14 protein-coding genes are annotated in these 12,282 nt (G+C 54.1%); 13 read left to right on the top strand and 1 reads right to left on the bottom strand.

Annotated elements, in window-relative coordinates; all coding sequences use genetic code 11:
* The first annotated feature begins 2 nt into the window (after positions 1-2).
* From NHM04_RS03445 to NHM04_RS03385, 13 genes are all read left to right on the top strand, one after another.
* Entirely contained in the window at positions 3-365 is a 363-nt protein-coding gene (locus tag NHM04_RS03445) for an iron-sulfur cluster assembly accessory protein (protein WP_254265659.1), read from the top strand.
* An 8-nt stretch (positions 366-373) separates the two neighbouring features.
* Complete coding sequence (gene sufT, locus NHM04_RS03440) at positions 374-913, top strand: putative Fe-S cluster assembly protein SufT (protein WP_254265658.1); 540 nt, start codon at positions 374-376, stop codon at positions 911-913.
* Between the two features lie 28 nt (positions 914-941).
* A complete protein-coding gene (locus NHM04_RS03435; RefSeq protein WP_254265657.1) occupies positions 942-1,358 on the top strand; it encodes a SufE family protein in 417 nt (138 codons plus the stop codon).
* Positions 1,359-1,485: 127 nt separating this feature from the next.
* A complete protein-coding gene (gene ndk / locus NHM04_RS03430) occupies positions 1,486-1,911 on the top strand; it encodes a nucleoside-diphosphate kinase (RefSeq protein ID WP_254265656.1) in 426 nt (141 codons plus the stop codon).
* 16 nt (positions 1,912-1,927) lie between these two features.
* The gene (gene rlmN, locus NHM04_RS03425; RefSeq protein WP_254265655.1) at positions 1,928-3,097 is read left to right on the top strand and encodes a 23S rRNA (adenine(2503)-C(2))-methyltransferase RlmN; all 1,170 of its coding nucleotides are present in this window, start codon (positions 1,928-1,930) and stop codon (positions 3,095-3,097) included.
* A 17-nt stretch (positions 3,098-3,114) separates the two neighbouring features.
* Entirely contained in the window at positions 3,115-3,900 is a 786-nt protein-coding gene (pilW, locus tag NHM04_RS03420) for a type IV pilus biogenesis/stability protein PilW (RefSeq protein WP_254265654.1), read from the top strand.
* A 6-nt stretch (positions 3,901-3,906) separates the two neighbouring features.
* Positions 3,907-4,890 (top strand): RodZ domain-containing protein, encoded by a 984-nt coding sequence (locus NHM04_RS03415; RefSeq protein ID WP_254265653.1) that lies wholly within the window; start codon positions 3,907-3,909, stop codon positions 4,888-4,890.
* 7 nt (positions 4,891-4,897) lie between these two features.
* The gene (gene ispG / locus NHM04_RS03410) at positions 4,898-6,010 is read left to right on the top strand and encodes a flavodoxin-dependent (E)-4-hydroxy-3-methylbut-2-enyl-diphosphate synthase (protein ID WP_254265652.1); all 1,113 of its coding nucleotides are present in this window, start codon (positions 4,898-4,900) and stop codon (positions 6,008-6,010) included.
* Positions 6,011-6,037: 27 nt separating this feature from the next.
* Positions 6,038-7,306, top strand: coding sequence for a histidine--tRNA ligase (gene hisS / locus NHM04_RS03405; protein WP_254265651.1), 1,269 nt, complete (start codon positions 6,038-6,040; stop codon positions 7,304-7,306).
* 35 nt (positions 7,307-7,341) lie between these two features.
* Positions 7,342-8,010 carry a tetratricopeptide repeat protein gene (locus NHM04_RS03400; RefSeq protein ID WP_254265650.1) on the top strand — a complete coding sequence of 223 codons (669 nt, stop codon included), beginning with the start codon at positions 7,342-7,344 and terminating at the stop codon, positions 8,008-8,010.
* Complete coding sequence (gene bamB, locus NHM04_RS03395) at positions 8,007-9,149, top strand: outer membrane protein assembly factor BamB (protein WP_254265649.1); 1,143 nt, start codon at positions 8,007-8,009, stop codon at positions 9,147-9,149. Before NHM04_RS03400 ends, bamB begins: the two co-directional genes overlap by 4 nt.
* A gap of 42 nt (positions 9,150-9,191) precedes the next feature.
* The gene (der, locus tag NHM04_RS03390; protein ID WP_254265648.1) at positions 9,192-10,574 is read left to right on the top strand and encodes a ribosome biogenesis GTPase Der; all 1,383 of its coding nucleotides are present in this window, start codon (positions 9,192-9,194) and stop codon (positions 10,572-10,574) included.
* Between the two features lie 5 nt (positions 10,575-10,579).
* On the top strand, positions 10,580-11,473 hold the full coding sequence (locus NHM04_RS03385; RefSeq protein WP_254265647.1) for an AEC family transporter: 894 nt from the start codon (positions 10,580-10,582) through the stop codon (positions 11,471-11,473).
* Positions 11,474-11,480: 7 nt separating this feature from the next.
* Here NHM04_RS03385 and NHM04_RS03380 read toward each other — a convergent pair whose 3' ends face one another.
* Entirely contained in the window at positions 11,481-12,281 is an 801-nt protein-coding gene (locus NHM04_RS03380; RefSeq protein WP_254265646.1) for a thiazole synthase, read from the bottom strand.
* Between the last annotated feature and the right edge of the window lies 1 nt (position 12,282).

The following is a 12,282-nucleotide window of genomic DNA, read 5'->3' as shown; positions in this document are numbered from 1 at the left end:
TTATGAGTGTAGAGAGTTTTGATCCGCAGGCCGTTACAGTCGAGATAACCGACAAAGCGGCGGCGCATTTTAAAAAGCAGTTACAGGCGGACTCCAATGGAGCCCGTGGTGTGCGCCTTTCCATCAAAGAAAGTGGCTGCACTGGCTATATGTATGTGCTTGATTTGGTGCCCGAAGCCCGCGACGGCGACGAGATTATTCATCTCGCGGACGGGGTCGAGGTCTATTTGGATCCGGCCAGTTTGCCGGTGATTCGCGGCACCACCATTGATTTTGTCACTGAGGGTGTCAATCGTCAGCTGGCCTTTTTGAACCCCAATGCGCGCGATTACTGCGGGTGTGGGGAAAGCTTTAACATCGGTTAGGACAGCTTATGGCCGCAGAGAGAGAAATGGTGGTCACCCAGGCTGACTGCCCGGCGCGTCGCGTGCCAGATGGTACACCGGTGACGATTCCCAAGGATACTTTCGTAACCATTACTCAGGCGCTGGGGGGGAACTACACCCTTAGCTATCAGGGCCAGATGGTCCGGGTGGACGGCCTGGATGCGGCTGCAATCGGTAAAGAGCCGGAACAGCTTGAGTTTAATGACCCTGGCGATGGTCAGATCGACGAGTCCCAGGTTTGGGAAGCACTGAAAACCGTGTTTGACCCCGAGATCCCGGTGGATTTGGTTAACTTGGGGCTGATTTACGCGCTCGACATTGATCAAGCCCGAGGTCATGTGGGTATTTCCATGACCTTGACTGCGCCTGGCTGCGGTATGGGCCCGGTCTTGGTGGGGGATGTCGAATACCGGGTGGGGCGGGTGCCCAATGTGCGCGAGGTGGACGTCGAGCTGGTGTTCGATCCGCCCTGGAACCGCGACATGATGAGCGAAGAAGCGCAGCTTGAAACCGGAATGTTTTTTTAAGCCGCTATGGTTTTTAAGGTAGGACTGAGTGACTGAGTTTGGTGTTGAAGTAACTGCCGACGATATCGTCGAAACCCTAGGTTTTTTTGACGGTTGGGAGGAGCGCTACAAGTACATTATTGACTTGGGCAAAGAGCTGCCGCCGCTCGACGATGGCTACAAAACTGAGCAGAACTTGGTGCGTGGTTGTCAGAGCCAGGTGTGGCTGGTCAGTGACGCCAAAGACGGCAAATTGTATTTTCATGCCGACAGCGACGCTTTTATCGTCAAGGGGCTCTTGGCGGTGGTTTTGGCAGCCTATAATGGCAAAACACCGGCCGAGGTCACCAGCTTTGATATTGACGCTTATTTCGGCCGCTTAAACCTGCTCAATCACCTTAGCGCCACCCGCGGCAATGGCCTAAAAGCCATGGTGCAGCGCATCCAGGCAATCGCCTCCGCCTAAACTGTACCCGCGGGTGCGATTTCGTATAAATATACCCAAAACCCGCGTATAATCCGCGGGTTTTGGGTATATAGGGCGAGCCTAAAGGGCGTAATGCCCGATTAAAGACGCGAGAACGGAGTGCCAAATGGCCGTAGAACAGACTTTATCGATTATTAAACCAGACGCTGTGGGTAACAATCACATAGGTGCGATTATCGCTCGCTTCGAGGAAGCAGGCTTGCAGGTTATCGCTCTGAAAATGCTGCAGCTGACCCGCGAACAGGCCGAGGGTTTTTACGCCGAACACAAAGAGCGTCCATTTTTTGCGTCGCTGGTGGAGTTTATGATGTCCGGCCCGGTTTGTGTGCAAGTGCTGCGTGGTGAAAATGCCATCAGCCGCAACCGCGAGTTAATGGGGGCAACCAATCCAGAAGAGGCTGCGCCAGGCACCATTCGCGCTGACTTTGCCACGGCGGTGAGCGCCAACGCTGTGCACGGCTCGGACTCTGCAGCCTCAGCGGCGCGCGAGATCGATTATTTTTTCAATGCTCAGGAGCTTTACCCGCGCTAAGCGCGAAGGTGACACCATGACCAACGCTGACATGAATACAAACGCCGCATCTGGCGCAGAGCAGACCAAGGTGAACCTTTTGGGGTTGACCGAGGCCAAGCTGGTGGCGTTTTTTGAAACCATGGGCGAGAAGCGCTTTCGCGCGGCCCAGGTGCTTAAGTGGATTCATCAGTTGGGCGTGGATGACTTTGATGAGATGTCCAACATCAGCAAGGCGCTGCGGGAGAAATTAAAAGCCAAGTGCGAAATTCGCGCTCCTGAAGTATTGCGTCAGATGGATTCCGCCGATGGCACGCGCAAGTTTCTGATTCGTGTCACAGGCGGCAGTGTTGTCGAGACCGTATTTATTCCCGACGGTGAGCGCGGCACCTTGTGCGTTTCCTCTCAGGTAGGCTGCTCTTTGGATTGCAGCTTCTGCGCCACCGGCAAGCAGGGTTTTAACCGCGATCTGAGTGCGGCAGAAATTATCGCGCAGGTGTGGATCGCGGCAAAATCCTTTGGTCAGCTGGCTCCCAATGGGCCGCGCAAAGTCACCAATGTGGTGATGATGGGTATGGGCGAGCCGTTAATGAACTTCGATAACGTTGTCGATGCCATGAACTTAATGATGCACGACAATGCCTATGGTATCTCCAAACGCCGGGTGACCTTGAGCACTTCAGGTGTGGTGCCCGAGCTAGACCGCTTAGGTGAGTACACCGATGCTTGTTTGGCGATATCTTTGCACGCGCCGAACGATGAGCTGCGCAACGAGCTGGTGCCCATTAATAAAAAGTATCCTATTGCAATGTTGCTGGCGTCGGCAAAACGCTATATCGAGTCGCTGCCGGATACTCACCGCAAAATCACCATCGAGTACACCCTCATCGATCACGTAAATGACCGCCCTGAGCACGCTCGACAGCTCGCCGAGTTGCTGCGCGACGTGCCGGTGAAAATTAATTTAATTCCGTTCAATCCGTTTAATTTGTCCAACTACAAACGGGTGAGCAATAATGCCATGCGTCGTTTTCAGGACATTCTGATGCAGGAAGGCTACATCACCACGGTTCGAACTACCCGCGGTGATGATATCGACGCGGCCTGTGGTCAGCTGGCCGGTGAGGTAAACGACCGAACCAAACGCTCTGAGAGATACAGGGCACAGTTTTCCCAGGCAGAGCCGGTTACTATTGTCAGTCAATAAAAACTAGAGGCAAAGTCGTGTTGAAAAAACACTTGCGAGTAACAGCACTGATTCAATGGTTAATAGCGACATTTTGCGCAGCCTTGCTGGCTGGGTGCGTCAGTACTGTGCCGCCATCGAAGTATCAGGTGGACGAAGAAAAAGCGCTCGACAGTCATGTTACTTTGGCGCTCAAGTATATCGAAGCGCAGAATCGTGAGTCCGCACGCCACCACTTACGTAAAGCGTTTGAAATCGATTCGCGCTCGGTTGATGCCACCTTTGCCATGGCGATGCTCTACCAGTTAGAGGGTGAGCCGGAAATGGCCGAAGAGTACTTTAAGAAAACTCTGCGGCTAGATAAGAACTACACCCGTGGGCGTAACAATTACGGTGTGTTCCTGTATAACCACGAGCGCTATCAGGATGCCTACGAGCAATTTGAAATCGCCGCAGAAGATTTAGACTACGATAATCGCGCCCAGGCTATGGTGAATCTGGGGCGCACCGCGATCCAGCTGGACAAGCCGGAAAAGGCCGAGTCCGTGTTCGAGCACGCCAATCGTCTCGATCCGGCACTGCCGACGGTGAAGTACGAGTTGGCTGCGTTGAATTTCACTCAGAAAGATTATGCTGAGGCGAAAAAATATTTAGATGCCTACGAGCAGATCGCCCGCCCTGTGCCGCAAACCCTGCTGCTGGGGATAAAAATAGAACGTATTTTTGGTAATCAGAATAAAGAGGCGAGTTACGCTTTGTTGTTGAAGAACAGATATCCCTATTCGCCGGAGTATCTTGAGTACAAGCAAATGCTGGAGAATTAAGTCGGTATGAGCCAGCCAGAATCATTGACCGAACTTGAACCTGGTCCGCTTTTGCGCGCCGAGCGCGAGCGCCAGGGATTAAGCGCCGAGCAGGTTTGCACCGACCTCAATATCCAGCCCAATAAGCTTAAGGCGCTGGAAGCGGGCGAGTACGAAAAAATGTTTTCGGTCGTTTTCACCCGTGGCTATATTCGCAGCTACGCTAGGTATCTCGGGTTAGACAGTAAACCTTTGGTGGAACGCTTTGACCAATTGGCTCCCGCGCCGGAACAGCCGTTGCCCGCGACCGAGTCGCTGAACGTAAAAATGGGCGGCAAGCGCTCCAACTGGTTGGGCCGAATATTTTTGGTCATTATTATTTTACTGCTGTGGATCTTGGCGTACTGGTATTTTGCTGCGCAGAGCGAGACGCAGAGCACAGCCTCATCTGCGAGTGTGCCCACTGCTAACCAGGCATCACCTGCTGTGGCGGCTGGTAACCCCGCCGTTTCGGCTCCAGAGCCAGAGCAGCAACTTGCCAGCGATGAGGATACGCAAGCAAACCCTTATGCGCTTTCGTTTGAACCTGACAGTGGTGCAGAATCCGTTCGCTCCGGTGCGGGTGATTTAGAATCCCCCTCAGACCCCGCAGCTGCAGCAGAGGAAAGTGCAGCCGATGCTCCGGCCGCAGAGCTTGCCGTGCCGGCCGACGAAGTGTCGCTGCAAAGTAGTGGTCCGCAAAATTCCCAGCCACAAGAGTCAGGCGGTGATAATCTCGTTCTGACTTTTGCGCAAGACTGCTGGGTGAGAGTGACCGATGCTGATGGTGTGGTATTGCTGGAGTCTTTGCAAAGAGGCGGCAGCAGTGCCGATTTGGCAGGCGCAGCTCCGTTTCAGATTCGCTTGGGTAATGCTCAGGGTGTCTCCGCGAGTATGAATGGCAGAACTGTTACCGTGCCGGTTTCGGCCAGTGGCAATGTGGTTAATTTTACCGTCGGCGACAATCAATAGGTTTTATATGCAGCACGAGTCTCCTATCAAACGCCGCAAGTCGCGCCAAATTATGGTGGGCAATGTGCCCGTCGGTGGCGATGCACCGATTGCGGTGCAAAGCATGACTAATACAGAAACCTGCGACGTAGCGGCGACGGTGGGGCAAATTCAGCGTCTGCAAAACGCCGGCGCTGACATCGTCCGGGTGTCTGTGCCATCTATGGAGGCCGCCGAAGCCTTTGGTGACATTCGCAAACAAGTCAGTGTGCCCTTGGTGGCCGATATTCACTTTGATTATCGCATTGCGCTGCGGGTGGCGGACTTGGGTGTGGATTGTCTGCGGATTAATCCAGGTAATATCGGCCGAGAAAAGCGTATTCGTGCCGTTGTTGATAAAGCCCGTGATCTGAATATCCCGATTCGCATTGGTGTAAATGCCGGGTCGCTGGAAAAAGATCTGCAAAAAAAATACGGTGAGCCCACCCCCCAGGCACTGGTGGAATCGGCCCTGCGCCATGTGGCTATTCTGCAGGATTTGAACTTTGAGAACTTCAAAGTCAGTGTTAAGGCGTCCGATGTGTTTATGGCGGTGGATGCCTACCGGTTGTTGGCTAAAGAAATTGATCAGCCACTGCACCTGGGTATTACCGAGGCTGGCGGTTTGCGCGCCGGTACGGTTAAGTCCGCCGTAGGTTTAGGTGCACTACTTATGGATGGGATTGGCGATACCATTCGTATTTCGCTCGCTGCCGATCCGGTCGAAGAGGTAAAAGTAGGCTGGGACTTACTGAAAAGTTTAAAGCTGCGCACCAAGGGAGTGAATTTCATTGCCTGCCCCAGTTGTTCGCGTCAGAATTTTGATGTGATCAAAACCATGAATGAACTTGAGACCCGGGTAGAGGACATTACTGTGCCTCTGGATGTTGCGGTTATCGGTTGCGTGGTAAATGGCCCGGGTGAAGCCAAAGAGGCGGATCTTGGTCTCGCCGGTGGCACGCCGAGTAACCTGGTGTACGTGGACGGTCAGCCCGATAGCAAGTTAACCAATGATTCCTTGGTGGATGACTTGGAAAAACTGATTCGCCGTAAAGCGGCGGAGAAAGAACAGAGCGAAAAGAATATTATTGCGCGCTCTTAAGGTGCGCGGGTCGAGTAAGGAATTAGTTTGAAGAAGATTCAGGCAATACGCGGTATGAACGATTTGCTGCCCGCCGATACGGCGGTATGGCAGCACTTAGAGTCTGTGATTAAACAGACTCTAGCGGGTTTTGGTTACAGCGAAATTCGATTTCCGATTATGGAGCAAACCGATCTATTTAAGCGCTCCATCGGCGAAGTGACCGATATCGTTGAAAAAGAAATGTATACCTTTGAAGACCGCAACGGCGAGAGCTTGACCCTGCGTCCCGAGGGTACGGCCAGTTGTGTGCGTGCCTGCGAAGAGCATGGCCTGTTGTACAACCAGACCCAGCGCCTGTGGTACATGGGCCCCATGTTTCGTTACGAGCGACCACAGAAAGGACGCTACCGTCAGTTTCATCAGGTGGGTATTGAAACCTATGGATTGCAGGGGCCAGATATCGACGCCGAGCTTTTACTGCTCAGCTATAACCTGTTCCAGACGCTCGGGCTTGAGCACTGCGTCGAGTTGCAGGTTAACTCGTTGGGCAGCGATGAAGCTCGCGCTCGCTACCGCGCGGCATTGGTAGATCACTTGAGCGAGCGTAAAGACCAGTTAGATGAAGACAGCAAGCGTCGTCTGGACAGCAACCCGCTGCGTATTCTCGACAGTAAAAACGAAGCTACTCAGGCATTACTGGATACCGGCCCCAGCTTGGAAGATTACCTAGACGAGGAGTCCGAGCAGCATTTTGCGCAGTTGACGCAACTGCTGGACGCCGCTGGTGTCCCATACCGGATCAATCGTCGTTTGGTACGCGGGCTGGATTACTACTCGCGCACCGCCTTTGAGTGGGTGACCGACAAACTGGGCGCGCAGAGCGCGGTATGCGCCGGCGGGCGTTACGATAATCTGGTAGCACAGCTCGGTGGTCGCGCTACGCCGGCGGTAGGTTTTGCGATTGGCCTGGAGAGACTGGTACTCTTGCTACAAAGCGAAGGCCATGTGCCCGAGTCATTGTCCCGTCCCGTAGATGTGTATTTAGCCGCGGTGGGCGATGTACAGGCCGAAGCATTAAATTTAGCCGTGAGCATTCGCCGGGCGCTTCCGGGGCTGCGTTTGAGTATGCACTGCGGTGGCGGCAGTTTTAAAAGCCAGCTGAAAAAAGCCGACAAAAGCGGTGCATCTATCGCGCTAATTCTGGGTGAAAACGAAGCGGCAGCCGCTGAAGTGGGGGTTAAGTATCTGCGCGAAGATAAGCCCCAGCAAACCTGTAAACAGTCTGCCCTGACCGAGTTGTTGGGCCAGCTTTAACAATATTATTGATTAGAATCCGCTAGGAGTAGATTGTGAGCGATCATCTGACCGAAGAAGAACAACTAGAAAACCTCAAACGGCTCTGGAAAGAGTATGGCACCACAATCATAGCGAGTGTAGCGGTTGCTACCGCCGGTTACTTTGGCTGGAACTATTGGCAAAGCGCTGAGCAACAGCGTATCGCGCAGGCCTCAGACACCTACGAAGAGATAGTCGCCAGCGCCTCTGGGCCCGCTGCAGGGGAAGAGTCCGCCGCGACCACAGAACATCTGGCGGCGCAGATAAAAGACAGTGCTGATGATACCGCCTACGCGGCTCAGGCTGCCTTTTTCGCAGCAAAGGCGGCGGTGCAAAACGATAATCTGGATCAGGCCCAGCAGCAACTTCAATGGGTGATCGACAATTCGAAAACCGAGGCATTTCAAGAGATCGCTCGTATGCGCCTGGCTCGCGTACTGGCAGCCAAAGGTGAATACGATAGCGCTTTGCAGCTGGTGAGCGCAGCCCCCGCTGTAGGTTTTGCTGCCGAACAGGCTGAGGTGCGCGGCGATATCTTGCGTATGAGCGGCGATCAAGCTTCCGCTTACAGCGCTTATCAAGAAGCGCTGGAAAATTTCGACGGTGATCAACAGCGCCGCCTGGTGCTGCAAATGAAAGCCGATGATATGAAGCCGGCCAATGCCGAGGAGCCTTCTGCATGAGATTAGTTCTGACCCTGTCGCTCACTGCACTGCTGGCCGGTTGCTCGCTGTTTAGCAAAGAGGACGGCACTGAGCCCATGGAGCTGGTGGATTTTGAGCCGACTGCCGAGATAGACCGGGTTTGGAAGCGCGGCACGGGCGTGGGTCAGGGCGATGGCTATACCCGCCTAGAGCCTGCGGTTCACCAGAATCTGATTTACGCGGTGGACTATCGCGGTGAACTGACGGTAATTGACCGTACTACCGGCAAAGTGCAGTGGGATCGTGATCTCGATGAAGTGCTCGCCGGTGGCGTGGGTATCGGCAGTGGCCAGATACTGCTGGGTACTGATGAAGGTGAAGTGCTGGCGCTGGATATTAACGACGGCACAGAGCTGTGGCGTACCCAGTTAAGCAGTGAAATTATGTCGACCCCAGCCGGTGATGCCCAAGTCGTCGCGGCGCATACTCTGGATGGCCGTCTGACTGTTCTGGATGCCGAAACCGGTGAAGAGCTGTGGTTTTACGATAATCCGCCGCCCAAGCTCACCCTGCGTGGACGCTCGGCGCCGGTCATTACCGATTCGGCCATATACGCCGGTTTCTCCAATGGTCGTTTGATGGCCTTTAACCCACAAAATGGTCTGATTTTGTGGGAGCAGCGGGTTGCCATGCCCAAAGGGCGCTCAGACTTGGAAAAAATGGTCGATATCCAAGCCACGCCTGTTTTGGTCGATGGTATTTTGTACGTGAGCGGCTATCAGGGCCGGCTGATGGCGGTCAGCAGAGGCACTGGCCGGCCCTTGTGGTCGGTCGATTCGTCGAGCTATCAAGAATTGTGGTTTGACAACAGCGAGCTGTTCGTCACCCAGGACAATAGCGCTGTAGTCGCTTACGATGCCAACAGCGGCACCGAGACCTGGCGCAACGAGCAGATGCTGCGCCGCTTGCTGACTGGCCCGGCCAGTGTGGGAGACTATGTGGCAGTAGCCGATGACGACGGCTATATTCATGTGCTAAATCGCAGCGACGGCAGCTTTGCCGCTCGCACTAACATCGATGGCTCAGGGGTGCGTGCACCTTTGTGGAGTGATGGCGAGCTGCTTTATGTATTGGCCAACGACGGTAAACTTGCCGCCTATCGCATTTCGCCCAAATAACCCTCGTGCCGCCTGCGGGCGGCACTATCAGATACCAAAACTATGATCCCTGTAATTGCTTTGGTCGGACGCCCCAATGTCGGCAAGTCCACCATGTTCAACCGCCTTACCCGCACCCGCGATGCTATTGTTGCCAACTACGCCGGCCTGACCCGCGACCGTAAATATGGCGAGGCTGTTATCGGTGAGCGACGCTGCATGTTGATTGATACCGGCGGCATCAGCGGTGAGGAAGAGGGCATAGACACGGTGATGGCGGGGCAATCACTGCAGGCGATTGAAGAGGCCAATATTGTTCTATTTATGGTATCGGCGCGCGACGGTCTGACTGCTGCCGATCACATGATTGCCAAAGAGTTACGTCAGCGCGGTAAAAAAACCTATCTGGTGGCCAACAAAATCGACGGCATGGACCCGGACATTGCGCTTGCGCCTTTTTACGAGCTGGGTCTTGGCGAAGTGTTTGCCACCACCGCCACCCATGGTCGCGGCGTAAAATCCATGATGGAAATGGTTCTGGAAGCTGTGCCGCCCGAGCCCGAAGAAACCGAGACCGAAGCCCCCAAGGGTATAAAAATGGCCATCGTCGGGCGCCCAAATGTGGGTAAATCGACACTGGTAAATCGTATGCTGGGCGAAGATCGCGTGGTGGTTTTTGATTTGCCGGGCACCACCCGCGACAGTATTTATATTCAGTACGAGCGCTTCGGTAAGCCCTACACCATTATTGATACCGCAGGAGTGCGGCGGCGCAAAAACGTGTCACTGGCGGTTGAGAAATTCTCGATCGTGAAAACTCTGCAGGCGATTGACGATGCCAATGTGGTGATCCTGGTGATTGATGCCAGTGAGGGTGTGGTAGAGCAAGATCTGCATCTGATGGGCACAGTAATCGATGCCGGCCGTGCGCTGGTTGTGGCTTTAAATAAGTGGGATGGTCTGGAAGACAGCCACAAGCAGTATGTGAAAAACGAGATTGATCGGCGTTTGCGCTTTATCGATTTTGCTAATATTCACTATATTTCTGCGCTGCATGGCACGGGTGTGGGAGATCTCTATAAGTCTATTGAGCAGGCTTATCAGAGTGCCACCGATAAGATGTCCACCAGCTTTTTAACCCAAATTCTGCAAGACGCCGTGAGTGAGCATCAGCCGCCGATGATTAACGGCCGCCGTATTAAGCTGCGCTATGCCCACGCCGGCGGCGCTAACCCGCCGGTTATTGTGATTCACGGTAATCAAACGGCGAAAGTGCCAGCGCACTACGAGCGCTACCTGGAAAAAACCTATCGGCGGGCGTTAAATTTACGCGGCACGCCGGTACGTATTGAATTCAGATCCAGCGACAACCCATTTGCCGGGCGCAAAAAGCCAAAAGCACCGCCGCGCAGTGCTCGTCGAGCGCCTCGCAAAGGCAGTCGATAAAGGTTGTGAATCCATTTGTTTTAATCGCTCTATGTTTGGCCATAGGCCTGGTGTTACAGTTCTCGCGCGTGGCCGGTGAGTCTGTGGCCGCCAGGCTCAATGCCTATGTCATCAACATCGCTCTACCCGCACTTATTCTCTACGAATTGCCTCGTTTAACCTTCGACTCTACTGTCCTGCTGCCGGTACTGGTGTGTTGGTCGGTGATGGTGGTGACGGTGCTGGGTGTACTGCTGGCGGCACGACTGTTTTCACTGTCACGCGCCGTCACCGGGTGTTTATTACTGATGCTGCCGCTGGGCAACACCGGGTTTGTAGGTATTCCGCTGATTGAAGCCCTGGTGGGCGCAGAGGGAATTGGCTACGCGATTCTGTACGATCAGTTTGGTACTTTTCTCGCACTGAATACTTTCGGTATCGCTATTGCGGTAGGTTTTAGCGGTGGCCACACATCGGTTTGGTTTATCGCAAAAAGAATTCTCAGTTTTCCGCCCTTTATCAGTTTGTTATTGGCTTTCGCTTTACTGTGGTGGGAGTACCCGTTGTGGCTGGAGGAGGGTTTTAAATTTATTGCCTGGACGCTGGTGCCAGTGGTGATGGTGGCGGTGGGTATTTCCTGGCATTTAAAACTAAGCCGTGACGATGTAGCTGTATTTGTTGCTGCGCTATTAACCTTTTGTGTGTTAAAGCCCGCCGTCGCACTGGGATTTTCTACGCTCTATGGCGGCAGTGGGCTCGCACATCAGGTGGTGGTTTTAGAGGCGGGTATGCCAGCCATGATATCGGCCGGGGTGTTGGCGATGCGCTACAATTTGGCGCCGCGGCTGGCCGCATCCCTGGTGGGTTACAGCTTGCCGGCGGCGATTGTTTCATTATTTTTTTGGCGTTTTGCGCTGTAAAAGGTCGTTACGCTTTGCCCGGCTGTTGGTGCCAGAAAGGTTGTCCAATGGTTGGGGTGCTGGGGCTTGCTGTTTGTCGGGTTTGCATTAATCCCGCCAAATGAGCTTCGCGCCCGGAGCGGATGGCGCCGGCAAAGGCCTTTGCCATCAGCGGCGGGTTTTGCGCTTTCGCCACGGCGGTATTAAGCAGTACCGCGTCATACCCCATTTCCATCGCCTCGGCCGCCTGCGATGGTGCGCCAAGGCCCGCATCGACAATCAGCGGGCATGTGAAACGCTCGCGCAACGCTTTTAACGCGTAGCGGTTCAGCAGGCCGCGTCCGGTGCCGATAGGGGCGCCCCAGGGCATCAGTACCTCGCAACCGGCTTCCACCAGCTTCTGACACAAAATCATATCATCGGTGCAATAGGGCAATACTTTAAAGCCCTGGCTTATTAATTCGCGGGTTGCCTCCAACAGCGCAAAAGGATCTGGTTGCAGGTTGTAATCATCGCCAATAACTTCCAGCTTAATCCAGTCTGTGGCAAATAATTCACGGGACATTTGCGCTAAGTTAACCGCCTCTTTAACGGATTTGCAGCCCGCGGTATTGGGTAACAAAGTGCAGCCAGTGGCGCGAATATGCTGCCAAAAACGCTCCCCGTCGCCGGCGCTGGGGTTTTGCCGCCGCAGCCCCAGAGTCACGATTTCCGCGCCCGATGCAGTGACGCTATCGCGCATTTGTTGGGGCGACTCATACAGGGCCGTGCCCAGTAAAAAGCGGCTGTTAAATTCCTTGCCGTATAGCGTGATTTTATCGCTTTGCATG

Source organism: Gilvimarinus sp. DA14, assembly GCF_024204685.1.
GTDB lineage: Bacteria > Pseudomonadota > Gammaproteobacteria > Pseudomonadales > Cellvibrionaceae > Gilvimarinus.
This window is presented reverse-complemented; position numbering and strand designations above follow the sequence as displayed.